20 protein-coding genes are annotated in these 23398 nt (G+C 72.9%); 14 read left to right on the top strand and 6 right to left on the bottom strand.

The window, feature by feature from the left end:
- Nucleotides 1–50: 50 nt before the first annotated feature.
- Nucleotides 51–800, top strand: coding sequence for an SDR family NAD(P)-dependent oxidoreductase (locus LZ495_RS24345; protein ID WP_235054988.1), 750 nt, complete (start codon nucleotides 51–53; stop codon nucleotides 798–800).
- A gap of 64 nt (nucleotides 801–864) precedes the next feature.
- A complete protein-coding gene (locus LZ495_RS24350) occupies nucleotides 865–1425 on the top strand; it encodes a dihydrofolate reductase family protein (RefSeq protein WP_235054989.1) in 561 nt (186 codons plus the stop codon).
- Here the strand turns inward: LZ495_RS24350 and LZ495_RS24355 are convergent.
- Nucleotides 1392–2693 carry an ankyrin and HEAT repeat domain-containing protein gene (locus LZ495_RS24355; protein ID WP_235054990.1) on the bottom strand — a complete coding sequence of 434 codons (1302 nt, stop codon included), beginning with the start codon at nucleotides 2691–2693 and terminating at the stop codon, nucleotides 1392–1394. The genes LZ495_RS24350 and LZ495_RS24355 overlap by 34 nt on opposite strands.
- A 168-nt stretch (nucleotides 2694–2861) precedes the next feature.
- On the opposite strand from LZ495_RS24355, the gene LZ495_RS24360 reads away from it, so the two are divergent.
- The 3 genes from LZ495_RS24360 to LZ495_RS24370 all read left to right on the top strand — a co-directional run bounded on the left by LZ495_RS24360 (nucleotide 2862) and on the right by LZ495_RS24370 (nucleotide 9511).
- A complete protein-coding gene (locus tag LZ495_RS24360) occupies nucleotides 2862–4091 on the top strand; it encodes a sensor histidine kinase (protein ID WP_235055027.1) in 1230 nt (409 codons plus the stop codon).
- A gap of 191 nt (nucleotides 4092–4282) precedes the next feature.
- On the top strand, nucleotides 4283–6760 hold the full coding sequence (locus LZ495_RS24365) for a hypothetical protein (protein ID WP_235054991.1): 2478 nt from the start codon (nucleotides 4283–4285) through the stop codon (nucleotides 6758–6760).
- Nucleotides 6761–7018: 258 nt separating this feature from the next.
- Nucleotides 7019–9511, top strand: coding sequence for an amino acid adenylation domain-containing protein (locus tag LZ495_RS24370; RefSeq protein WP_235054992.1), 2493 nt, complete (start codon nucleotides 7019–7021; stop codon nucleotides 9509–9511).
- Between the two features lie 58 nt (nucleotides 9512–9569).
- On the opposite strand, the gene LZ495_RS24375 is transcribed toward LZ495_RS24370, so the two are convergent.
- Both LZ495_RS24375 and LZ495_RS24380 read right to left on the bottom strand, forming a co-directional pair.
- Nucleotides 9570–10916: a hypothetical protein gene (locus tag LZ495_RS24375; protein ID WP_235054993.1), complete on the bottom strand. Its 1347-nt coding sequence runs from the start codon at nucleotides 10914–10916 to the stop codon at nucleotides 9570–9572.
- A gap of 145 nt (nucleotides 10917–11061) precedes the next feature.
- Nucleotides 11062–11493, bottom strand: coding sequence for a PPOX class F420-dependent oxidoreductase (locus LZ495_RS24380; protein WP_235054994.1), 432 nt, complete (start codon nucleotides 11491–11493; stop codon nucleotides 11062–11064).
- 206 nt (nucleotides 11494–11699) lie between these two features.
- On the opposite strand from LZ495_RS24380, the gene LZ495_RS24385 reads away from it, so the two are divergent.
- The 4 genes from LZ495_RS24385 to LZ495_RS24400 all read left to right on the top strand — a co-directional run bounded on the left by LZ495_RS24385 (nucleotide 11700) and on the right by LZ495_RS24400 (nucleotide 16021).
- A complete protein-coding gene (locus tag LZ495_RS24385; RefSeq protein WP_235054995.1) occupies nucleotides 11700–12152 on the top strand; it encodes a hypothetical protein in 453 nt (150 codons plus the stop codon).
- Between the two features lie 126 nt (nucleotides 12153–12278).
- The gene (locus LZ495_RS24390) at nucleotides 12279–13040 is read left to right on the top strand and encodes an RNA polymerase sigma factor (RefSeq protein WP_235054996.1); all 762 of its coding nucleotides are present in this window, start codon (nucleotides 12279–12281) and stop codon (nucleotides 13038–13040) included.
- A complete protein-coding gene (locus LZ495_RS24395) occupies nucleotides 13037–13756 on the top strand; it encodes a hypothetical protein (protein WP_235054997.1) in 720 nt (239 codons plus the stop codon). The genes LZ495_RS24390 and LZ495_RS24395 overlap by 4 nt, the downstream gene beginning before the upstream one ends.
- Nucleotides 13757–14173: 417 nt before the next feature.
- Nucleotides 14174–16021, top strand: coding sequence for an AMP-dependent synthetase/ligase (locus LZ495_RS24400; RefSeq protein ID WP_235054998.1), 1848 nt, complete (start codon nucleotides 14174–14176; stop codon nucleotides 16019–16021).
- A gap of 66 nt (nucleotides 16022–16087) precedes the next feature.
- Here LZ495_RS24400 and LZ495_RS24405 read toward each other — a convergent pair whose 3' ends face one another.
- Together LZ495_RS24405 and LZ495_RS24410 are read right to left on the bottom strand one after the other, a co-directional pair.
- Entirely contained in the window at nucleotides 16088–16591 is a 504-nt protein-coding gene (locus LZ495_RS24405) for a gluconokinase (RefSeq protein ID WP_235055028.1), read from the bottom strand.
- 33 nt (nucleotides 16592–16624) lie between these two features.
- A complete protein-coding gene (locus tag LZ495_RS24410) occupies nucleotides 16625–17494 on the bottom strand; it encodes a D-hexose-6-phosphate mutarotase (RefSeq protein ID WP_235054999.1) in 870 nt (289 codons plus the stop codon).
- 285 nt (nucleotides 17495–17779) lie between these two features.
- Between LZ495_RS24410 and LZ495_RS24415 the strand changes: the two genes are divergently transcribed.
- The 5 genes from LZ495_RS24415 (at nucleotide 17780) to LZ495_RS24435 (ending at nucleotide 22545) form a co-directional block, all read left to right on the top strand.
- On the top strand, nucleotides 17780–18697 hold the full coding sequence (locus tag LZ495_RS24415) for a hypothetical protein (protein WP_235055000.1): 918 nt from the start codon (nucleotides 17780–17782) through the stop codon (nucleotides 18695–18697).
- Between the two features lie 164 nt (nucleotides 18698–18861).
- Complete coding sequence (locus tag LZ495_RS24420) at nucleotides 18862–19305, top strand: DUF6299 family protein (RefSeq protein ID WP_235055001.1); 444 nt, start codon at nucleotides 18862–18864, stop codon at nucleotides 19303–19305.
- Between the two features lie 262 nt (nucleotides 19306–19567).
- Entirely contained in the window at nucleotides 19568–19978 is a 411-nt protein-coding gene (locus LZ495_RS24425; RefSeq protein ID WP_235055002.1) for a hypothetical protein, read from the top strand.
- A 301-nt stretch (nucleotides 19979–20279) separates the two neighbouring features.
- The gene (locus LZ495_RS24430) at nucleotides 20280–21842 is read left to right on the top strand and encodes a protein kinase domain-containing protein (protein ID WP_235055003.1); all 1563 of its coding nucleotides are present in this window, start codon (nucleotides 20280–20282) and stop codon (nucleotides 21840–21842) included.
- A gap of 154 nt (nucleotides 21843–21996) precedes the next feature.
- The gene (locus LZ495_RS24435) at nucleotides 21997–22545 is read left to right on the top strand and encodes a hypothetical protein (RefSeq protein ID WP_235055004.1); all 549 of its coding nucleotides are present in this window, start codon (nucleotides 21997–21999) and stop codon (nucleotides 22543–22545) included.
- Between the two features lie 175 nt (nucleotides 22546–22720).
- On the opposite strand, the gene LZ495_RS24440 is transcribed toward LZ495_RS24435, so the two are convergent.
- On the bottom strand, nucleotides 22721–23266 hold the full coding sequence (locus tag LZ495_RS24440; protein ID WP_235055005.1) for a dihydrofolate reductase family protein: 546 nt from the start codon (nucleotides 23264–23266) through the stop codon (nucleotides 22721–22723).
- Nucleotides 23267–23398 lie beyond the last annotated feature (132 nt).

A 23398-nucleotide genomic window follows, 5' to 3' on the forward strand; every position in this document is an offset into this window, starting at 1 on the left:
GTTCATGGCATCCCACCCGAACCAAGAACGCATGGACTCATGGAGGCCCGATGCTGCTGCGCGACAAGACAGCTGTGATCTACGGCGGAGGCGGTGCCGTCGGCGGCGCGATGGCCCAGGCCTTCGCCGCCGAAGGCGCCCGCTGCTTCCTGGTCGGCCGCACGCCCGCACCGCTGGAGGCGGTGGCCCGCCGGATCCGCGAGGCCGGCGGCCACGTCGAGACCGCGGTGCTGGACGCGCACGACACGAGCGCGGTCGACGACCACGCCGACGCCGTGGCCGGCCGGTCCGGCAGCCTGGACATCTCGGTGAACCTGATCGTCGCGGACGCCATCTTCCAGCCGCTGTCCGAGATCTCCGTACCGGACTTCGGCACCTCGATCGCCCGGACCCTCACCGCGCAACTCACCACCACCAAGGCCGCGGCCCGGCACATGGCCAAGCAGGGCTCCGGCGTCCTGCTGTTCTTCGGCGGCTCGGACTACCGCGCCAAGATCCCCGGCCTGGGCACCGTCCAGATCGCCATGGACGCGGTCGAGGCGCTGCGCCGCCAGTGGGCGGTCGAACTCGGCCCGCACGGCGTCCGGGTGCTGAGCCTGCTGACCGGCGGCGTGCCCGAGACATTCCCCGAGGGCCCCGAGCAGGAGCCGTACAAGCAGGCGCTCGTGGACGCCACGCTGCTCAAGCGCGCGGCCACGCTCGCCGACGTCGGCCGGGTCGCCGCATTCCTCGCGTCCGACCAAGCCCGCACGATGACCGCCACCCAGGTCAACATCAGCGCCGGCGCACACGGCGACTGACGCCCCGCCCGCTTCTCTTCCCACCCGAACACTCCCGCACATTCCCGCAAGGAGCTCCGCAGCCATGCGCAAGATCGTGAACTCGACCTACATCTCCCTCGACGGCGACATCGAGAAGCTGGACCAGTGGTCCTTCGACTACTGGAGCGACGACCTCGAACGCTTCGCCACCAAGCAGCTCTTCGCCGCCGACACCCTGCTCATGGGCCGCGAGACCTACGAGAACTTCGCGTCCGCCTGGTCCGGCCGCGCCGGAGCCGACGAGTTCGCCGACCGCATGAACGCCATCGACAAGGTCGTCATCTCCGACACCCTTACCGGCGGCGACTGGGGACCCACCACGGTCGTCTCGCGCGCGGGCGTGGCGGCGGCGATCACCGCCCTCAAGGGCCAGCCGGGCGGCGACATCCTCATGTACGGCTTCGGGCCCGTCGCCAAGACCCTCCTCGCGCACGACCTGCTCGACGAGGTCCGCTTCTGGGTCCACCCGGTCATCGCCGGCAGCAGCAGCAGCCTGGCGGCCGACGGCTTCATGCACCGCCTCAAGCTCGTCCGCACCGACGCGATGGACACCGGCGTGGTCGTGCTGAGTTACACCCCCGGCGGCGCACCCGCGGCCTCCTGAGCCGCGCGGTAGCGGTACCGGAAGACGTCGTAGAGCAGCCAGCGGTACGGGGAGTCCTCGCCGATGGTGCCGAGTCCGTCCAGGACCTCGTCGCCGCGCGCATCCCCGCGCAGCGCCAGGCGTCCCGCAGCCTCGACCCGGACGCTCTCGTCCGGGTCGAGGAGGCGGGACGCCAGCAGGTCGGAGGCACTTGGCGGCCCTGTCCGCCCCGTCCGCCCCGTCCGCCCCGTCAGCCCCGTCGGTTCGGCCGGGGCGTGACCGAGTGACATGCACGCCACCCGGCGTACAGCAGGCGCGTCGTCCTCCAGACACGCCACCACGGCTGCCGTCGCCTCTGGGTGGCCCGACTCGACCGCGCGCCGCAGTCCGCCGACCGCCCAGGTGCGGACCTTCGCCGCGCCGTGGCGCGTGAGGGCGGGAAGAGCTTCGTCCGCGCGCGGGTCCAGGGCGTCGGTCAGCCCGGCGGTGAGCGACCACGCCACGCGGTCGTCCCGCTCGCGGGCCACCCAGGGGACGAACAGGTCGACGAGGGGCGCGTCGTACGGATCGTCGTCGCTGTCGTCGAACAGGTTCATGATGCGCAGGACTTCCGCGGCGAAATAGCGCTCCCGCGGATCGGCGCTCTCGCGCAGTGCGGCAGCCTCGTCCCATACCGCGGGATCGCGACGCTGCTGGAGTGCGGACGTGGTGGCCCACCACACCTCGTGGTCGACGTTTGTCTCGGCCAGCGCGCGGGCCAGGAGTTCCTCGAACGGCGGACGTATGCCATACCGCGGTTCCAGCTCCGTCAGGATCACCGTGTGGCTCTTGCGGATGGTCGCAGAGCCGCAGGTCCACTCCTCGACGATGTTCCCCGACTCCGACTCCACGGTCGTGCGCGAAGCCCGGCCAGGACCCCCGCGGTGGTTCAGCTCCGCGGAGAACTTCACCTGGCACCAATACCGGGTCAGCGCGAGAGCGTCCCGACCCTCCGGATCGGTGAGCCACAAGTTGGCCCCGGCATTGATGAGCCGCCCCACTATGTCGTGCGCGCCGTGGTCGATTGCCCGCAGCAGCGGGGTCCGGCCGTCGGGGGCGGCGCGGTCCACCTGGACCGCGGCCGAGCCGAGGAGTGCGTCGACTACGGGGAGGCTGAAGGTCTCGACCGCCAGGCACAGCACGGGTGTTCCGTGCTCATCCACGGTTTCGGGGTCGGCGCCGGCCTCGCGGAGCAGCGCGGTCACCGCCTCCGCGTCGGCACGCCGTACGGCCGCGACCAAGGACTCCACCGACGACCCAGCCAGTGACCCTGCCGATGACTCCACCCGATGCCTCCCCGACGTCGACGCCATCCTGCCAGGAGTGACTCGGAAACGGATGGGCGATTGATGATGGTTTCTCATGGTTAGCCTTGGGCGCGGAGAGCCCCAGGCGAGGAGTGTGCGGTGCCCAGCACTATGCGGTCGTCCGACGACACCGAAGCAGCCGAACGCGACGGCCGGTGGCTTGCCGCCGTGATGCACGTGGCGTTCTTCGTGCTGCTGGGCTCGTCGCTGACCCGGTACCTGATCGTCCATCCGGGTGCCCCCGCGACCCCGTGGGTCATCGTGCTCGCCGCGGCATTGGCCCTGCTGTACCTCCTCGGGCCGGTCCTGGGGCGCGTACAGGATCCGGGTTCACGGCGTGCCGCGGCGACATCCGGACTGTGGCTGGCCGCCGTCGTCGGCGTCTGGCTCGCACTGGTCTTCCTTGCCCCGAGCTTCGCGTACTGCGCGGTGCCGCTCTTCTTCATCGGCCTGCGGTCGCTGGGCACGCGGCCGGCACTGCTGCTCGTGGCCCTGATCACCGCCGCCGTGATCGCCGCCCAGCTGAAGCTGCGGCTGCGCTTCGGTTTCGACCCCAACTTCGTCCTGGCCCCGCCGGCCATCGCCGCGGCGGCCACCGCGGTGTTCCTGCACTCCCAGCGGCAGGCCGCCCGGCTGCGGGCCGTCATCGCCGACCTCGTCCGCACCCGCCGCGAACTGGCCGCCACGGAACGCCGGGAAGGCACCCTCGCCGAACGCCAGCGGCTGTCCGCGGAGATCCACGACACGCTCGCCCAGGGCATGTCCAGCCAGCAGATGCTGCTCCAGGCCGCGGACCGGCTCTGGGACACCGACCCCGACGCCGCCCGCGGCCACATGCGCACGGCCGCGGCCATCGCGGAACGCAACCTCGCCGAATCCCGGCGCTTCGTCCACGACCTGGCCCCCGCCGACCTGGCCGACGGAGGCAGCCTGGACGCCGCCCTGCGTGCCCTCGCCGAACGCGAGACCACCGCGACCCTGCAGGTCCGCTTCCACCAGGACGGCACCCCGGCCGCGCCACTTCCCGAACGTGTGCAATCCGCGCTGCTCCGGATCGCGCAAGGCGCCCTGGCGAACGTCCGCGAACACGCCGACGCCGCCAACGCGGCCGTGACGCTGACCCACCTGGATGGAGAAGTCGTCCTCGACATCGCCGACGACGGCCGCGGCTTCACCCCGCGCGAGCGCTCGGACGACAGGGCCGGCGACAGCGTCCGCGGACACGGCCTGCCCGCGATCCGGGCGCGCGTGGAGCAACTCGGCGGGAAGCTCACGATCGAATCGGAGCCGGGCGAGGGAACCGTGCTATCGGCGGCCGTTCCTCTGACCGACCCGAACTGACCGCTCCGGCTGTCCCGGCCGCTGCGGCTGTGCCGGCCGCAGCGGCCGCGTCGACCGTGCGCACCGCCGTCCCGTCGCGGACACGTCTCGACGGACCGGAAAACGGCTGGCTGGGAGCCTGCCCCGGCGCGGAGGATGGCGGCGGCCTACCCGGCCTGCCTGCTCTGCCGTTCCCTTCAGGAGTCCCCGCGTTGATCAGCCCCACCGGCGAAACGACTGCGCTCGTCGAGCACCTCACCGCGGCCGAGGCCGCCGCATTCCTGGCCCGGGTCCCGGCGGCGTGGTGCCGGGACCTCCTCGTCGCCGGGTACTGGCCGGCCGGGCCTAAGCGCCGCGACGCCGCGATGCGGGCGCTGGCACGGACTTCGGTCGCGGAGCAGCATGCGCTGCTGGAAGGACTGGACGCGCTGGAGCCGTGCGTGCTCGCCGCCTTGGCGCAGTCGCCCGATCCCGGCATACGCACCGCCGTCTACCAGGATCCCTGCCTGCCGGACGCAGTACGCCGCGGCATGCTCGCCGGCGGACCCGGGGCGCTGCCCGTACCGCCGGAACTGCGTGCGCTGTTGTTCGCCACGAAGTCCCGCACCCTGCTCGGCCCCGCGCTGGACGCCGCTGATCCCGAGATCGCCGCCCGCGCGGCACGCTACGTCCGCGGCCCGCGCCGCCAACCGCCCCCGCAGGACCCGGCCGGGGTGCACGCCTGGCTCCAGGTACGGATCCCGGAACCGGGATCGCCGGAGGCTGCGAAGCGTCGGGAGGGTGGGTATCCGCGCCGGGCCCGCCGCAGGCGCGTACGGCAGCGCGTCGCGGCGGTGGCGTTCGAGCGCTGGACCGCTGCGGACTGGGACGCGCTCGCGGCGCTGCACCACGCCGACCCGCTCGCCCGGGGGACGGTGGAGCTCCTGGCCGCCCATCCGTCGTGCACCGTCGCTGCCGGCTTGGCGTTTCTGTGGCCGGGCGCCGAGACAGGGGCTGAGTCGCGGGTCGGGCTTCTGGCCGCCGCCTTGCGGGCCGGGACCTTCACCGCAGCCGACCTGTACGAACGAGCCGGGCACGCTCCGGCCGTCCTCGACGCCCTGGCCGCCTTCATGCCCCGAGGCGCCGCCGAGTACCCGGGCACCGTCGCGGTCGAGGGCCGGCTGCGCAGCGCCGTACGCGACGAACTGGGCGGCGACCCGTCGCGATGGAGCTCGCTGCTGGCACTGTTGCGCACGGACTTCGCCGGGACGGTTCCGGAGCTGCTGCGCACCGCGGCCACCACACCTCCGCCCCGGGAACTGCCGCCTGCGGCTGATCTGCGCCGCACGGCCGCTGCACCTTCGCCCCAGGAGCCACCCCGCATCGCCGCCCTGCGCTTCCGGGCCGCGGGGGAGTCGTCGGCGTGGGCCTATCTCCTCACCTTGGCCGAGCCGAAAGACGCCGCCGGGGTCGTCAGGGCGGTCGGGACCCCCGCCGTCGCCGAACTGATCACCGCCGCACGAGCGGGTGGCATCGGCAGCGAACTGCTCGCCGCGTTCTCCGAGATCGCCGACGACGAGGCCCGTCTGGAGTTCGCCCGATACGGTGCGGCGAGCGATGCCACCACGCGCCGCATCGTCGCGCTGGACGACCCCGCTTTCAATGCCGCGGTGGTCCTGGCCGGAGGTTCCGAGGCTGCCCTGCGCCGGCAGATCCTCGCCGGGACGTCACACGCCACCGGACGCCCGGGATTGCTCGAGCTGCACCCCCTGCTGATCGCGCACGTGGCGTCCCCGCAGACCCACGCCGGCACCAAGGACCTGATCTTCGGGCCGGACCCGGAGCGGATCCACAAGGTCCTGTACGCCGGGACGTCGCTGTGCGAGGCGTACCAAGCGGCCGGGTGCCGTCGTCTCGCCGAACTGGGCCGGCTCGACCTGATCGCGGCCTTCCTGGCCGGTGAAGCGCCCGCACCAGACGAGACTGCCGACTTCGTCCCGCCCCGTTACACGGCCACGCCGCGTGGCGAATTGGCCGAGGTGCTGCGCGGCCCGCTGGCGGACGGCGACGCCGCGGCCGCCCTCGCCGCACTGGACACCTTGTCGCGGAAGCTGTTCCTCGAAGACGTCGCGCACAACAGGCTCCACGACCTGATCTGCCACCTCGAGATCGACCACGAGCTGGACTGGGCGGCCGTCGCGGCACTCCTCGGCGACGGGTCCCTCCCGGTCGGGCTGCCCGGCATGCTGGCGAGGTGCCCGAGCCTTCCCGACGATGTGGCACTACGGCTGCTGGCCGCAGCCCCCGACGAGTGCGCGTGGTTCTTGGCCTCGCGCTCCTCGGAGTTCGCCAAGTTCGCCCTGGACCACGTCGCCTTGGACGCCCGTCAGGCGCAGTTCAGCACGAGGGACGCCCACGCATTCTGGGCAGAACAGCCACTGGCCGATGGGCTGTTCACCGCCGAAGACCTGGTACGCCGGGCCCGCCCGGCAGGCGCGATGCTGCAGTTGTTCCGGCAGCGCCCGGTGGCGACCGCGGATGCCTGGCCGGTCATCCGGCAGCTGCTCGACGAGCAGGGACCGCGCACGGACGACGGATGGGCCGTACTCGCCCTCATGCTGGGGGACTTCGCGGGGACCTTCCCGGAACTGCTGGCGACGGTCCGCGCTGCCGCGGCGCCGGTGGGGAGGCCGAGCGAGTCGGGAGAGTAAGGGGAGCCGGGGGAGTAGCGGGAGTTGGGGGAGCCGGGGGGTTGGGAGAGCCGGGGGGTTGGGAGAGCCGGGGAAGCTGCGGAGCAGGGCCCGACACTCTGCCGTCACGCCGTCCTGGGATCCTTCCGTCCGGGACCGCCCGGTCCCGCGCCCATCACCGTCCCCGTCCTGTCTCCATCACCCTTTCCGTCCCCCGCCCCCGTATCGTGCCGGTCCACATGCCCACCGACCGCTGTATCCGACGTCCGGAGCCACCGCATGTCCACCGACCTGGCCGCCCTCCTCGACCACCTCACCCCGGCCGAGGCGTCCGCGCTGGTGGCCAGGCTGCCCGGGGCGCGGCGCAGTGCCATGTTCGGCGGCCCGCTGCCGGGTGATCCGGACGTGCGGCGGACTGTTCTCGACTGGGTCGTCGCGCACAGCTCGCCGGCCGACCGGACGGCCGTGCTGACCGCCCTCGCGCCCTCCGAATGGCGGGTGTTCGCCGACCTTGCCGTGACCCCGGACCCGGCCGTGCGTACCGCGGTCTACCTGCACTGGCGTACGCCCGCCGCGGTGCGCCGGCGCATGCTGGCAGGTGGTCCGGGCACGCTGCCGGTGCCCGCGGAGCTGCGCACGGCCCTGCTGACGACCTCCTCCCGGCACCTGTTGGGCCCGGCCCGGGACGCCGCCGACCCGGCCATCGCGGCCCATGCCCGGCGCAAGATCCACGGGCCGCGCTGCCAGCCGCCGCCCCAGGACCCGGCGGGCGTGCACGCCTGGCTGCGCGTGACCCCGGCTCCGCAGGAGGACCCGGAGCGGGCCCGCAGCCCGCGCCGGCCGCCCGGACCGAGCAGCCGCCAGGTGCGTCGCCGCCTCGCCGCGATCGCGTTCGAGGCCTGGACGCCCGCCGACTGGGCCGCGCTGCTGGCCTTGCATCAGGAGCATCCGCTCGACTCGGTCACCGTGGAGAACCTGACCGCGCATCCGTACTGCCCTGCGGACATCGCGATGGCCTGGATGTATCCCGACGTGCACGCGAGCGGCCGCCCCGGCCCGGTGCTCGCGGGTCTGCGCGCGGGCACCTTCACGGCCCGCGACCTCTACGAACGGGCCGAGCCCGCCACGGCGGTGCTCACCACGCTGGCGTCCGGCGAGTACGCGTTCGTGCTCGGGCAGGACCCGGCAGTGCGTGCGGCCAACGCCCGCCTGGGCGCTTTGGTGCGTGCCGAGTTGGGCGGCGATCCGGCGCGCTGGCACTCCCTGTTGGTGCTGCTGCGCAGCGGGTTCCCCGGTACGGTCCCGGAGCTGCTGCGCGCCGCCGCAACCGCTCCCGCGCTGCAGGGGACAGTGCTCCCCGAACGGCCGGAAGCGCCGTCCCCTCGCGAGGCGAACACGTCGCCATGGGTGTTCCTGCTGTCGCTGGCCGAACCGGAGCACGTGGCACCGATCGTGCGCGGCGTGGCCGCGGCTCTCGACGCCGCCGACCGGGAGAGCCAAGTGGATCCCGTGGTCGAGGAGTTCCTGAAGGCAGCGTACTTCTCGGACGTGCCCGGTCCGCTGCTCGCGGCGTTCGCGGAGGTGGCCCCGGAGGCCGACCGCGTGAAGCTCGCGAGGTCCTACCGCTACCGGCCCGACCTGGTCGACGCCGTCCTCGCCCTGGACGACCCGGCTCTCAACGCCGGGCTGATCCTCGGCTACGCGGCTGCGCCGCACCTGCGCAGCCGCGTCCTGAACGGCGTGTCGTACGCGACCGGGGAGCCGGGTTCGCTGCCTGTGCACCCGGCGGTGTTCACCGACGCCCCGACCTACCCCGTGGACGCCCGCGTCCGGCACCTGCTGCACGGGGACGACGCCGACGAGTTGGCGGCGCTGCTGGCCTCGACGTCCATGCTCCCGCTGGCGTACCGCGTGGCCGGCTGCCGCCGGCTCGCCGAACGCGGCCGCCTCGACCTGGTGGCCGGCCTCGTCGCGGGGACGGCGTCGGACGGGAAGCCGCATGCGCATCTCGCCCGGATCGGCGCGGAGTTGTCCGGTCTCATGCAGGCCGGGGACCCGGCAGCCGTGGCCGCCGCACTGCGGGCGATGTCCCGGACGCTGTTCCTGGCCGAACTCGTGGCCACCGGGCACACGGAGACCGGCGCCCACATGGACCTCGACGACGACCTGGACTGGGCCGCGGCCGCCGAGATCCTGCGCGCCCGGCCGCCCGGCCGCGCCTGGCACGGCCTGGTCGCGACGCTGGCCCGCGCGCACAGCCTGCCCGACGAGATGGCCCGGCTGGCGTTCGAGAAGGCGCCCGCCGAAGCCGCCACCCATCTGGCCATGCGCTCGCCGGACTGGGCACGAGCCGCGCTGGACGTACCGCTGCGGGCCCGCGGCGCCTGGTCACCCGGCGTGTCCTATCCGGCGGTGTGGCCCGAACAGTGCCTGCGCAGCGGGAAGTTCGGCATCGGGGAGTTCGTCGCTCGGGCACGCCCGGCAGGCGCGATGCTGGATGTGGGCCTGCGGCGGCCGGCGGAGACCGAGGGCGCCAGGGCGCAGGTCCGGGCGCTCATGGACCGCTGCGGGCCGCAGGGCCCTGAAGTGCTTGCGGTCGCCGCTGCACTCCTGGACGAATTCCCTGGCACTTTGCCGGAGTTGTTCGCCCTTGCCGAAGCCGCGGCGGCACCGGCGGCGGGATCCGGCGGCATACCCGGAACTGCCGAGATTGCTGGAGTCGGACACCCGGACACCGCTGGAACGGCAGGGGCCGGGACACCGGCAGGATGACCTGCCGACCGTCCCGGCCCGCCGCAATCAGGTGTTCCGTGCGCGAGCGCGCATCCGGTCAGCCCTTCCTGGCCGTCCAGGTGCCCTCTGCGCCATTGCACGTCGTCGTGTAGGTGCCGGACAACTTGCCGCTGGACAAAGTGCCTTCCAGCAGCAGCTCGTGCTCCATCTCCATGGACGAGAAGAACGACACCTTCTGGCCGTTCATGCGCCCGGTCATCTTTCCGGAGAGGCTGCACGGGCCCGCGGTCAGTTTGATGTCCGCGCTGAGTTCGTCGTTCTCCTGGGTGATCTTGACGGTGAACGGGCCGTCCATCTGGACGGGCTTCTCGTTGTTGAACGTGCCGTTCCAGTTTCCGGCGATGTCGGACTTGCTGCCGGAGCCGCCCTTGCCGTCCGAGGAATCGCCCTTTCCGCCGGTCGGCGCGGCGTTCCCGGCCGGTCCGACGCCGCCCGGGTCGGTGCAGTCGCCGTCGGTCTCGCCGACGAGCTGCGGAGCGCCGCCGACGAGGGCCGCGGCCGCGTACGGAGCCGTCCGGCCCGCCGCGTTCGAGCACTTGTCGTCGTCGTCCCCGCCGAACAGCGCGATCCCGCCGAAGATCGCACCGGCCACGACGGCCAGCGCGACGATGGTCCCGAGCACCACCTTGCCGGACGACTTGGCCGGAGCCCCCGGCCCGGGCGCCATCTGGTTCGGCGCACCCGGGTAGGGAGCGCCCTGCGGCGGCGGGTACGCGCCGGGCGCGGAAGCCCCGTACGGTGCGGCGTACTGCTGACCGGGCTGCTGGCCGGGCATCGAACCGGGCATCGAACCGGGGTGGGCCCCGGGGTACGACCCCGGCTGCCCGGCCGGGCCCGGCGGCATCGGCGGCGCCTGCCCCGGCGGCACGGGCGGCGCGAACGGCGTCTCCTGGTACGGCTGCTGGGCGGCGGGCTGCGGGTACGGCCGGCCGCCCGGCCCGGAGGACTGCGGCGGGTCGGGCTGCTTCACCATGTCGATGCTGCCGGCCGGCGCTCCCGGCGCTCCCGGCGCTCCGGGTGCCGAGGGAGCCCCCGCTGCCGGCGGGGCACCGTGCGCGGCCGGTGTTGCCGGGCCCGACGCCGCACCGCCGGGAGTGGGCAGCACCAGCAGGGCGATCTCCGCGGCGGCGGCCGGGCGGGCCGCGAGCATGGCCGCGAACACCGCTTCGTAGCGTGCGTACGCCGCGTCCCGCAGGCTGTTCTGCTCACGGCCGTCGGCGGTGGTGATCATGGTGCCGAAGGTGTCCACCCAGGCCGGGTCCTGGCCGTTGCGGGCCAGCAGGTCGACGACTCCGGAGCGGACCCGCGGCCAGCCCTCGGTGCCGATGGCGGTCACCACGTTCGCCGCGGCTGCTCGCGCCAGGTCGCCAAGTTCGTCGGGCATGCGCCGTACTCCCGGAATCACGCGGGCGAACCCCGTCGTCGCCCGTCAGTGCAGGCGAATATACGCGGACGGCGTGATCCCCGCGGGAGCGCCCGGTTCCGGCCCCGGCGGCATGCACCGCCGCCGGGACCCGGCCGCGACCTGCTCAGGCCACCTTGTCGCCGTACACGTGGTCGACGGCCATCACCATGAGCACCCGCCGGTCGGCGACCATCACCGCGCGGTACTCGTCCCAGTCGGGGTGCTCCCCGGCGGCCAGGCGGTAGTAGTCGACCAGCGCCCCGACTTCCGGACCGTGCGGATCGGTGCCCGGTCCGACCAGCGTGACCGGGCCCTCCGCGGTGGCCCAGGCCCAGCCGTCGGCGCTGGTGACCTCGAGGGCGGCGCGCGGGTCGCGGCGCAGGTTGGCGGTCTTGGCGCGGCCCTCGGTCATCGACACGTAGAGGAGGCCCGTCTCGGCGTCGTAGTACGGCATGACGGGGGAGAGTTGCGGGCGCCCGTCCGCCTTGATGGTGGCGAGGACGCCGAGGCGGCTCGCGCCGAGCAGGTCGCGGGGGTCGAACGCGGTGGCAGTCATGTCCGCTGCAAGGCCCGGGCAGCACCCGGCTATTCCGCGGCGGGCTCTGCAGCCTGTGGGTCCGCAGGTCGCCGGTTGCGGCGAGCGCCCGGCCGGACACGCCGCGGAGGCGGGCGTGGCCGTGCGTGACCGGCCGCCCGCGCAGCGGCGCGGACCGGCGGGAACGGGCCCGGAGGCGGATCATGGGGGAGAGGCAAGGAGTCACCATGGACGCGTACACCCAGCTCATCGAGGACAGCGACCGGCTCCGCGAGCTGATCCAGCGCTGGCGCTCGCACGAGGACACCGCCGCATCGATGCTCCCCGAGGCAAGCCAGGCGATCCGCGCGACCGCGGCCGCCAAGGAAGAGATCCTCTACCCGGCCATCCGTGCGCACGCTCCCGAGCGCGCCGCGCTCGTCGACGATGCGATCCGCACCAACATGATGGTCGAGGTCTTCCTGGCCAAGGCCCAGGAGATCGGGCCGGGCGGGCCGGGCTTCACCGACCAGATCCACCACGCAGCAGCCGCGGCCGACGAACTGCTGCTGCACGAACGGCGCGACCTGTTCCCGGCGATCCGCCCGGAAGCCCTGCCGGACGCCGAACTGGCCCGCATCCTCGACGAGATGAACACGGCCCGGGCCGCGTACGAGGCCGACGAGGCGATGGCCGGCTGAACACGCTGCCCGCCTGCTGATCCGGCCCCGTTCCGCCGCGCGTTCCGCGTGCGCGGAAAACTCCCCTGCAACGCGGACGCTCCGCAGCGCACATACCTGCGACAGCGTCCACACCAGGGAGAGACCTTGACCGGACCACCCCGTCCACTCCGCTCCGCCGGGCCGCCGCGACCGTCGCGGCCGTCCGGATCCTCGAAGACCGCGGACATCGGCGGCATAGCCCGCGACCCCGCGGCGCTCGAGGCGTTCTACCTCGAACACTTCGACGCCGTCCTGCGCTTCGTCGTCCGACGCGTCGACGACGCCCAGTCGGCGGCCGACCTCACCGCCGACGTGTTCATGGCCGCGGTGAAATCCGCGCACACCTACCGCGGCGGGCCCGGCGGAGCCCGCGCGTGGCTGTACGGCGTGGCCCGCAACGTCATCGCCGGCGACCGGCACCGTGCGATCCGCGAAGGCGAGGCCTCCCGCCGCGCCGGGGCGCGCCGGCTCACCGACCCCGACGACATCGCGCGCGTCGAGGAGCAGCTCGACGCGGAGCACCAGGTCCGGGAGCTCTACCGGGCCGTGCGCGAACTCCCCGAGGCGGACCGCGCGGTCCTGGAACTGGTCAGCGTCGACGGGCTCGGCGTGACCGAGGCCGCGCGGGCGCTGGGCATAGGCGCCGTCGCCGCCCGCACACGCCTGCACCGGGCGCGGCGGCGGCTCGCGCGCCTGATGGAGAGCCGCGCCCAGGACCCGGCTCCGCCCGCGGCGCCGCGCCCGGCGGCTGCCCCGGCCCTGGCCTCGGCCTCGGTCCCGCTGCGTGCTCCGGTCGGGGCCCCACCGCCCGGGGCGTCCGCTCTCGCTTCCTTCGACCCGTCCCGTTCCATGGAGGTACGGCCGTGAACGATCTGCACAAGGACACTTCGCCCAGCACGTTCCGCGCCGAACTCCTCGCGGAGCTCGTCGAGATGGTCGAGTCGGATCCGGCTCCGGCGGCGCCCGCCCGCCGCGGCGGTCCGAACGGGCGCCGGATCGCCACGCTGGCCGCGGCCGGACTCGCCGCGGCCGCGGCAGGCGTCACGGGGACGGTGATGCTGGGCAGCCCGCCGGCCCAGGCCGCCCCGTTCACCGTCGTCAAGGAGCCGGACGGCTCGGTGCGCTTCACGATCCGCGAGTACCGCAACCCGGCGGGACTTCAGGCCGAGCTGCGGGCCGCAGGCGTCAACGCCGTCGTGGACTACCTCCAGCCCGGACAGCGTTGCGGAGACGGCCGGTTCACGCCGTACAAGGACGGAGCGGACATCCCGGAGGGGATCGTGGACTGGGTCCGCCCGCCGGACCGGATCATGACCGACGCGGAGATCGCGTACCACCGCCAGGGCTGGCAGGAGATCCGGCCCGCGCGGATCCCGGCCGGCACGACGCTGGTCATGAGCATGACGATGGCCGAGCAGGATGCGGAGACCTGGTCCGCGGTCGGCACCAACCAGCTCGCGGTCGGCGAGGTGGGGTCGTGCAACCCCGTCGACGACGACACCATCGCCCGGCCCACGATCATCGACGGCATGCCGGGTGCGCAACTGGGCCTTCCCTCTCCGGAGGCGTCCGACAAGGGCTGACGGCGGAAGCCCCGCCCGTCGAAGCGCCGACGCCCGGCGGACCGCACTGCGCGGTCCGCCGGGCGTTGCCGTACCCGTCGCCGTACCCGTCGCCGTACCCCCGAGGCGCCGAAAACCGCCGAACCGGCCGAAACAGTGGCGCGCCACAGAACTTCCGCCCCTGGTACCCCACTTCCGGTCCGGGCTGGTCAGCGCTCTACCCGGCTGCCCTACCCGCCGGTTATGTTGGCGGGACGCCGGGTGGCACGACTCGGCATGATCCGGTGCGCACCGGGGCATTCCTGTCCCATCGTCCACCCCGATCCGCACGACCCCGCACCACCCAGCACGACTCGGTACGACTCACCACACAGCAGTGGTCATACGCGTCCGTCGGCATCCGGACCGGGCGCTGGCCCAACGGGTTCGGAGGCCGTCGTGAGTGAAGCAGCTGCGATCGAGGAACGTCCGGCGTCGATCGCCGTGGACTTCCTGGCCCGGATCCGGGCCACGCCCGAGGCGGAGGCGTATCGTTTCCCCGTTCCCCGGCCCGGCGGCCGCGACGAGTGGAAGTCCCTGACCTGGGCCCAGACCGCCGACCGGGTCACCGCCATCGCGGCCGGCCTGCACGCGCTCGGCGTCCGGTCCGCGGACCGCGTCGGCATCCTGTCCGAGACGCGCATCGACTGGATCCTCGCGGACCTCGGCATCCTGTGCTCGGGCGCGGCGACCACCACCGTGTACCCGTCGACCAACGCCGACGAGGCGGCGTTCATCCTCGCCGACTCCGGCAGCACGGTCGTCTTCGCCGAGAACCAGGGCCAGGTGGACAAGCTGAGCGGGGTGCGCGAGCGCCTGCCCGACGTCCGCCGCATCGTCACCTTCGACGGCGCCGGCGACGACGAGTGGGTGACCACCTTCGCCGACCTGGAGGAGGCCGGCCGCGCGCTGCTGGCCAAGGACCCCGGCCTGGTCGAGCGGCTCATCGGCGAGATCGAGCGCGACCAGCTCGCCACACTCATCTACACCTCGGGAACCACCGGGCGCCCCAAGGGAGTCCGGCTCACCCACGACGCGTGGGCATACCAGGCCGCGGCCCAGGCGATGCTCGCGCAGAACGACGAGAACGACCTGCAGTACCTGTGGTTGCCGCTCGCGCACTCGTTCGGCAAGGTGATGATCTCCGGGCAGCTGCGCATCGGGTACCCGATCGCGGTCGACGGCCGGATCCCCAAGCTGATGGAGAACCTCGCGATCGTCCGGCCGACGTTCATGGCCGCGGCGCCGCGCGTGTTCGAGAAGGTCTACAACACCGTGTACACCCGCATGAAGGCGGAAAGCGCGGTCAAGCAGCGCATCTTCCGGTGGTCCGTGGCCGTCGGCCGCCGGCACGTGGCGGCCACCCGCGAGGGCGGCACGCCCGGGCGGGTCCTCGCCGTGCAGCAGCAGATCGCGGACCGCCTGGTGTTCGCCAAGCTGCGCGAGCTGTTCGGCGGCCGCATGAAGGGCTGCGTCTCGGGCGCCGCGGCGATCTCCGACGAGGTCGCGGAGTTCTTCGAGGCCATCGGCGTCCCGGTGCTGCAGGGGTACGGGCTGACCGAGAACAGCGCGGGCGCCTTCGTCAACCGCTTCGGCGCCAACCGCATCGGCACGGTCGGGCTGCCGCTGCCCGGCACCGAGGTCATGATCGCCGAGGACGGCGAGGTGCTGCTGCGCAGCCCCGCGATCATGACCGGCTACCACAACGACCCGGAGAGCACCGCCGCGGCGCTGTCCGAGGACGGCTGGCTGCACACCGGCGACATCGGCGAGTTGGACGAGCGCGGCGTCCTGCGCATCACGGACCGCAAGAAGGACCTGATCAAGACGTCCGGCGGGAAATACGTGGCACCGTCCGACGTCGAGGGCCGCTTCAAGGGCCTGTGCCCGTACGTCAGCAACATCATCGTGCACGGCAACAACCGCAACTTCTGCAGCGCGCTCATCGCGCTCGACGCGGACTCCCTCAAGAGCTGGGCGGCGGGCGCGGGGGAAGGGCTGGAGAGCATGACGTACGCCGAACTCGTCGCGACCCCGCAGGTCCGGGCGCTGATCGCAGGCTACGTCGACAAGCTCAACGGCGAGCTGCAGCGCTGGCAGACCATCAAGAAGTTCGAGATCCTGCCGCGGGACCTCAGCGTGGAGCACGGCGAGTTGACGCCGAGCCTGAAGGTCAAGCGGCCCGTCGTCGAGAAGCAGTACGCGGTGCTGCTGGACAAGATCTACGAGGACACCCTGGTGCACTGACCCGCGCCCAACGCGCGGTGCGGCTGCCCGGTGCGTTCCAGGCTGCCCGGTGTGTGTCCCGGCGGCTCAGCGGGCCGACGGCGGGAGCGTCCGCCGCCAGGCCCGCACCGCCTGCGCCGCCAGGCTTTCGGCGTCCGCGGCTGCGGCCGGCAGCCGGACACCGCACTCGTCCGGCTGCAGCGGTTCCAGCGCCGCGTACTGCGAGGCGAGCAGCGCGGGCGGCATGAAGTGATCGCGGCGCGCGGCCAGGCGCGCCGCGATCACCTCCTGCGGCGCGTCCAGTTCGACGAGGTACGCCTGCGGGCACGCGGCACGCAGCCGGTCCCGGTAGGTGCGCCTGAGCGCCGAGCAGGCGGTCACCCCGCCGGTCCCGGCCTCGTGCGCGTCGCGCAGCCAACGTCCGACGGCGGCAAGCCAGGGCGCCCGGTCGGCGTCGTCCAAGGCCTGCCCGGCGGCCATCTTGGCGATGTTCGCGGCCGGGTGCAGGTCGTCCCCGTCCGCGAACGGCACCCCCAACTCGGCCGCGACCAGCGCCCCGACGGTGCTCTTTCCGGACCCGGACACGCCCATCACCACCAGGCACGGCACCGCGCCCACGCCGCCCTACCCGCCGATGCGCAGCGTCGTGCCGAGCACCGCGGGGCGCCCGGGGCCGGCGGTCAGCGGGCTCTCGATGCGCGCGGTCTCGACGCACACGAAGCGGCGGTACGCGTCGTCGGGCACGTCGGCCATGCCCGCGGCCAGCTCCTCACCGGGGTTCCAGGCCACCACGTCGCTGTGCCCGCGGTGGTGGACCTCCACGACCCGGCCGCGCGCGGCGTCCTCCACGCGGCTCACCGGCTCCGGGCGCGTGTAGATGCGGTCCACGCGCTCGTCGGGCACCAAAGGCCCGTCCTGCCGGCCCGGCGCGTCGCCGTGCACCTTGTCGACGTACTCCGGCCCGAGCCCGGTGACCCGCGTCGCGTCCGCCTCGGCGACGTCCAGGTAGGTGTGCAGCGCGCCGGTGCTCCGGTGCTCGCCCTGCGCCTCGATCTCGACCGTGCACTCCGCGCCGATCCGGATCCGCGCGGTCAGCGTGAACGCGTGCGGCCACAGCGCGAGGGTCTCCGGCGAGCTGCGCAGCACGAAGGCCAGCCGTACCTCGGCGTCCTCTTCCTCGACCTGCTCCAGCTCCCACAGCGAAGTACGCGCGAACCCGTGCGCGGGCGAGCCCGCACCCCCGAACCACGGCCAGCAGACCGGGATGCCGCCGCGGATGGCCACCCCGGGCGTCCACGCCGTCTTCTCGCTCAGCCACACCACCGGCTCCGCACCGGCCGGCTGCCAGGCCAGGAGCTGCGCGCCCTGCTCGCTGACCACGGCCCGCGCGGCGGCGTGGTCGACCACGACCACCGGGATCCGCCCCATCCGCCGACGGCTGACCGCCGGGGCCGGCTGCTGGTCGATCGGCAGAGCGAGCAGTTCGTCGAGCACGGGTGGAGCCCTTTCCATCGGCCGCGGGACGCGGGCGCCCCTGGCATGGGGACAAGCAGACATACGGACAAGAAGATCTACTGACGTGCGGACAATCGCATGCCCGCGTCCCATCATGTCCTGTCAGTGCGCGGTTCCCGCGGACCGGGATCGTGATCGGGCATGTCACCGGCCGGGGGCGCCGAGCGGCACATCTGCCGCGCGCCTGCCCGCGGACGGGCGGATGCGCGTGCCAAGGGATATGCGGCTACCGAACCAGGCTGCCGTGGCACATGCTTGACTGCCATGGATGTCGACCTTCAGGCGCAGATAACCGAGTTGGCCCGGCAAGGCGCATGGGACGAGGCTCAGACCCTGGCCGGCAAGCTGATCCTGGCGCTGGAATCCCGACCCGCGGCGCGCGACCGCGACACGTTGCTGGCCGAGGCCTACCAGACCCGTTCGTATGTGCTCGCCATGACCGGCAACCTCGAACCGGCCGCCGACGACGGGCGCCGCGCGCTGCAGATCCTGTACGGCTGGGACGAGCCGGACGACTTCATGATCGCGTCCCTGCTGTACAGCCACGTGCTGCATCTGGCCGAGCTCGGCGAAATGGCGGAGATCCGCAGCCTGGACCGCCGCCCGATGGCGGTGTTCCGGGAGGCCCTGGGCGCACTCCCGGGGATCGCCGACCCGACCCGGGCCGCCGCGGCCGGCCAGGTCGCCGGGTACGCCGCCGGCATGCACGCGGCCGGCGAGCAGGTACTCGCCTGCGACTGCGACCGCGAGGCGCTCGCCGTATTCGCGGACTGCGCCGAGATCCTGGACGACGGGCTCTGGGAAACCTACGTGACCACCGCCCTGAACCTCGCGGCAAGCACCCCGCACGCCGCGGAGGCAAAGACGGTCGCCGCCGATGCCGTCGAGCGCGTCGTCGACCTGCTGAACGCAGGCCGCCTGGACTTCCTGCTGTCCCTCGTCCACGCCCTGTACCTGTCGGGCCGTGCCCAGCGGCGGCTCGGCGAGGAAGACTCCCTGTCGGCGATCGTGGACGCGAAGTACCTCTTGGACACCTTCCGGCCGACCGGACCGGAGAGCGAGGCGCTGTCCCGGGCGATCGGCGAGGTCCTGGCCGCGGACCAGCGGAGCCGGGGATGGTTCATCAGCCCGGAACTGGCCCGGCTGTCGGGGGAGTGGCTCCGGGCGGCGAAAGCCCGCTGAGCAGCGCGGGCGGGGGTGTCGTACCCCTTCCCCGCGGCGCCACCACGAGCCACGCTCCTGCCGCGTCGACGAGCACGCCGCCGCCCCCGACCCTGCACTACTCCGACAGCGTTCGCTTCATCCGCGAAGCGCGACCGCAGCCCGATGCCGTCGTTGGAGCGGACATGATCAAGAATGTGCACCGGGTCCGCGTCCTGGTCGCGTGCTGCGCGGCCGCCGCGGCCCTCCCCTTCCAATTCGTCGGCGCCGCCGAGGCGTCGTCGCCCCGGGACTTCGTCGCCCTCGCCGAGACCGGCGCGATCGCCGAGGACGGCACGGTGACGCTGTCGGGCACCTACCGCTGCGCTCCCGGGCGCCAGGGGGCAGTGTTCGTGTCGTCGAAGCTGATCCAGGCCGACGGCGGCAGCGGCATCGGCGGCAGCTTCGCCGACTGCGACGGACGCGCGCACCAGTGGAGCAACAAGGGCAAGCCGGCCACCGCCGCCACCCCGGGCGCGGCCCGCGGCGAGGCCACTCTGCTCCGCATGGACACCTCCCGCGGCCTGATCCCGATCCCGTCCATCCTGGCCACCGACCACCGGGACCTGGAACTCGCCGACGCCACCTGAGCGACGGCCCGGGCGGGGCGCGATATCTGTGCCCCGCCCGCCGAGCCCGCCGAGCCCGCCGAGCCCGCCGAGCCCGCCGAGCCCGCCGAGCCCGCCGAGCCCGCACCTTCCGTCGGGTCCGGCCGGCCGAGCAGCCCTGCCTGCACGCATGCCGCTGCGCGGGCGCGCGCGGTCGCACACACGGGGGGTGCGCGGGGCGCTCGTTCGGTGGATGCGGACCGGTTGGCCGACACCATCGGCCGCGTGGGCCGTTGGACGCCCTGTGGATCACGACGATGCGGTGATGGTGGTCGGTCCGGTCGAGGCACTGCAGCGGGTGGCGAGCCGCCTGCTCGAGTGCGGCGACCTGGCCGACGCCGCACCGGTATACCCCGATGCCGACCACCCCGACCTGGGCTGCTGCATGCTGCACATGACCCCGAGGGACGACACCCCGCCCGGCGGCTACGACCTTTTCGCCCTCGGCATCGCCCCCGCAGCCACCCCCGAAGCCGCCTCCGCACCCGCTCCGGAAGGCGACCGCACCCGCCCCCGCCGCAAGGCCCCCGCCGGGCTCCTCGCCTCGGCCGCCGCGGCCCTGCTGCGCCGCGACCGTACCCGCCCGGGCGGCAGCCAGGGCCCAGGCCGCGGCCCCGCCGAACCCGGCCGCCACCGCGCGACCCCACCCCGCTGACGCGGGATTTCGTCCGAGCGTACGAACGGCTGCCCGATGGGGCAGCGTGCCGAAGCCGTACGGATCACCGGCCCTGGCTTCCCCCCGAAGCCAGGGCCTTTCAGCGCGCCTTCGCGGCCAGGCAGTCGCCACTGGCCGTGCCCGAAGTGATCCGATCCCTGCCCGCTCCGGCACCCGAAACGATCAGTCCGATTCGGCGAAGTCCTTTCTTCCATCGGCGTATTCGCCCGTCCCGCAGGTCTGCGACACTTCGGCGCAGCACTTTCTGACGTCGGTGCAGAAAGCCAGGGGGCGTGCCGCCATGTCCGTGGTCATCCTCGTGAGCATCCTCGGGGTGTTCCTGGTCGTCGTCCTGGTCCGGTCGGTCAAGGTCGTCCCGCAGGCACGCGTGGCCATCGTCGAGCGCTTCGGGCGGTACGCCAGGACCCTGGACGCCGGGCTCAACGTGGTCGTGCCGTTCATCGAGCGCATCAAGTACATGGTCGACCTGCGCGAGCACGTCGTACCGTTCCCGCCGCAGCCGGTGCTGACCCTGGACGGTGTCGTCGTCCAGGTCGACACCGTCGTCTATTTCGAGGTGACCGACCCGCGCACCGCGGCGTACGAAACCGCGGACTACGTCCGGGCGATCGAACACCTGGCCGCCGCGGTGCTGCGTAACATCATCGGCGACCTCCGATTCGAACAGGCGCTCGCGGAGCGCGCCGCGGTCAACGCCGGACTGCGCGACGTCCTGATCGAGGTGGCGGCCCGCTGGGGGATCCGCATCAACCGCGTCGAACTCAAGGCCGTCGAACCGCCGGTCGCCATGCAGGAGTCGATGGAGAAGCGGGTACGTGCCGAGTACGACAAGCTCGCCGGAGTCCTCCGCGCCGAAGGCGACAAGCACGCCGCCCTGCTGCAGGCGGAGACCGAACGCGAAGTCGCCGCCATCCGCGCCAGTGCGGAACGCGCGGCCGCGCAGGCCCGCTCGTACCAGGGACCGCCGCTCGACGCCGGCTCCGTGCCGGGCCACCTGCCGCTACGCCCCGGGGACCCGCACCGCATCGGCCGCTTCCGGCTCTCCGCCCGCCTCGGACGCGGCGGCATGGGTACCGTCTACCTCGGCCATTCGCCGGGCGGGCGCCTGGTCGCGGTCAAGGCCGTCCGCCCCGAACTCGCCGCCGACCCGGCGTTCCGCGCACGGTTCGCCCGCGAGATCGATGCCGCGCGGCGCGTCGGCGGCTACCACACCGCGGCCGTGGTCGCCGCCGACCCCGACGACGAACTCCCCTGGCTGGCAACCGAGTACATCCCCGGGCCGTCTCTGCACGACGTCCTGCGCCAACACGGCCCGCTGCCCGCACGCACCGTCCACGTCCTCGCGATCGGCGTAGCCGAGACACTCGAAGGCATCCACGCCTGCGGCATCGTGCACCGCGACCTCAAGCCCGGCAACATCATCATCTCGGCGGCCGGCCCGCGCGTCATCGACTTCGGCATCGCCCGCGCCCTGGACGGCACCGCCCTGACCCGCGTCAACCAGATCATCGGCACCCAGGGCTTCCTCGCCCCCGAACAACTCACCGGCGCCCCCGTCACCCCCGCCGTCGACCTGTACGCCTTCGGCATGGTCCTGTCCCTGGCCGCCGGCATCACCCCGCCCACCGACCCCGACTCCCACCACGCCGCCCAAAACCTGCTCCCGGCCCCCTTGGTCGCCCTCATCACCCGCTGCCTGTCCCCCGACCCGAAATCCCGCCCCACCCCCACCGACTTCCTCGAACACCTCCACGACGACACCACAGAAGACGAGGACTGGCTCCCACCCCCGGTACGCACCCTCGTAGACCTCCACAACTCCCCGACAGCCTCCCCGCCTTGACCCGCCCGGATCCCGACCGGCGGGTACCACGTGGGCGCCGAGGTCGTGAAGACTGCGGTGATCCGCCAGCGGCGTCGACGGGATCGGATGTTCCCGACCTGTCCGCGTTATGGTCGTCGGCGCGACAAATGGCGGAACAGGAAAGGGAATCAGCGTGGTGTGGTCCGTCGTCGACGAATCGGGGCGTGCTCAATGGCACTACATGCCTGGCGAGGCGGTGGGACCGCTTCGGTTCGGCATGAGCCGGGACAGCGTCTGCGCTCTGCTGGAAGAGCGCGGCTTCGTTGCCGACGTCCTGCAGTCGCACATCGGACACGGGCCCCTGCGACATCAGACGAACTTCCATGCGGCGAATGCACGTTCGCGGCGTACAGCGCTCACGGCATACCACACAGAGGCTGACGTCCTGAGCTGCGTGGCCGTCGACGCCTTGCGAGGGCCGCAAGTATCCCTCGGGAGTATCCGGCTGGTCGGCCGCCGGCCTTCCATCGTGGCGGACGAGTTCTTCGCCTACGCGCAGGAGCACGGCCTCCAGGCGGGCTGTTCCGTGGAAGGCGACCCGGAATCGGATGAACTCGGCATCCTTCTGCGCGCACAGCGGGCAGGAGACATCCTGCTCACGCGGGCGTTCTTCGCGCGCTATGACAGCTGGGCGTACACCATGTACGACAGCGTCCCCGGAGCCGAGTGGGACACCCGCTGATCGCCTTGCATGGACGCTTCGCATTGGCGACCCGGGCAACCCTGACACGGGGACGAGGTTGTGGCGGGCGCGGGTTGTGGGGGGGGGGGGGGGGGCCCCCCCCCCGGGGGGGGGGGGGGGGGGGGGGGGGGGGGGGGGGGGGGGGGGGGGGGGGGCCCCCCCCCCACGGGGTGGGTCAGGCGGTGTTTGCCGGGCGGTAGTCGAGGACGATTGCGCCTGAGCTGAAGGTCTGGGTGCCGGCGAGTGTCCACGTCCTCTTGGCGCGGCCTTCTGCGAAGAGGCGTTTGCCGGTGCCGACGGTCACCGGGTGCAGGAACAATTTGAGTTCGTCCAGCAGGTCGTACTCGATGAGCGTGTCGACGAGGGAGACGCTGCCGTATACCAGCAGGTCGCCGCCCGGCTCGGTCTTGAGCTTGGCGATCTGCTCGACCGCGTCGCCGTCGAGGACGGACGCGTTCCAGGTGGTCGACTGCAGCGTGGTGGAGGCGACGTACTTGGGTATGCGGTTCATGCGGGCGGTGAACTCGTCCGACTCGTCGCGCGGGGCCCACGAGGCAGCGAAGTCCTCGTAGGTCGCGCGCCCCAGCAGCAGGGCGCGGCTCGCGCGGAGCTGGCCGTTCTGGTATTTGGCGTGCTCGTCGTTCCAGAACGGGCCGGTCCACATCGGATCCTCGACCACGCCGTCCATGGCGGTGTACATGACCGCGACGATCTTGCTCATGCGGAAGTCTCCGTCTCGCTGCATCGGGGGGAATCCGCGCCGAGGCCCCAGGGGGTACGTCCGGCGCGACGTGTCCAGCGTCCAAGGTCCGTACGCGGCGCAACAAGGCCGGACCCGAGCACGCTGGGTTGA

The sequence above is a fragment of the Yinghuangia soli genome (assembly GCF_021502675.1).
GTDB lineage: Bacteria > Actinomycetota > Actinomycetes > Streptomycetales > Streptomycetaceae > Yinghuangia > Yinghuangia soli.

What these genes read in the sequence shown, in the direction of transcription:
- LZ495_RS24345 (WP_235054988.1), top strand. Translation starts at nt 51, where the DNA reads ATGCTGCTGCGCGACAAGACAGCTGTGATCTACGGCGGAGGCGGTGCC.
- LZ495_RS24350 (WP_235054989.1), top strand. Translation starts at nt 865, where the DNA reads ATGCGCAAGATCGTGAACTCGACCTACATCTCCCTCGACGGCGACATC.
- LZ495_RS24360 (WP_235055027.1), top strand. Translation starts at nt 2,862, where the DNA reads ATGCGGTCGTCCGACGACACCGAAGCAGCCGAACGCGACGGCCGGTGG.
- LZ495_RS24370 (WP_235054992.1), top strand. Translation starts at nt 7,019, where the DNA reads ATGTCCACCGACCTGGCCGCCCTCCTCGACCACCTCACCCCGGCCGAG.
- LZ495_RS24375 (WP_235054993.1), bottom strand. Translation starts at nt 10,916, where the DNA reads ATGCCCGACGAACTTGGCGACCTGGCGCGAGCAGCCGCGGCGAACGTG.
- LZ495_RS24380 (WP_235054994.1), bottom strand. Translation starts at nt 11,493, where the DNA reads ATGACTGCCACCGCGTTCGACCCCCGCGACCTGCTCGGCGCGAGCCGC.
- LZ495_RS24385 (WP_235054995.1), top strand. Translation starts at nt 11,700, where the DNA reads ATGGACGCGTACACCCAGCTCATCGAGGACAGCGACCGGCTCCGCGAG.
- LZ495_RS24405 (WP_235055028.1), bottom strand. Translation starts at nt 16,591, where the DNA reads ATGGGCGTGTCCGGGTCCGGAAAGAGCACCGTCGGGGCGCTGGTCGCG.
- LZ495_RS24415 (WP_235055000.1), top strand. Translation starts at nt 17,780, where the DNA reads ATGGATGTCGACCTTCAGGCGCAGATAACCGAGTTGGCCCGGCAAGGC.
- LZ495_RS24420 (WP_235055001.1), top strand. Translation starts at nt 18,862, where the DNA reads ATGATCAAGAATGTGCACCGGGTCCGCGTCCTGGTCGCGTGCTGCGCG.
- LZ495_RS24430 (WP_235055003.1), top strand. Translation starts at nt 20,280, where the DNA reads ATGTCCGTGGTCATCCTCGTGAGCATCCTCGGGGTGTTCCTGGTCGTC.
- LZ495_RS24440 (WP_235055005.1), bottom strand. Translation starts at nt 23,266, where the DNA reads ATGAGCAAGATCGTCGCGGTCATGTACACCGCCATGGACGGCGTGGTC.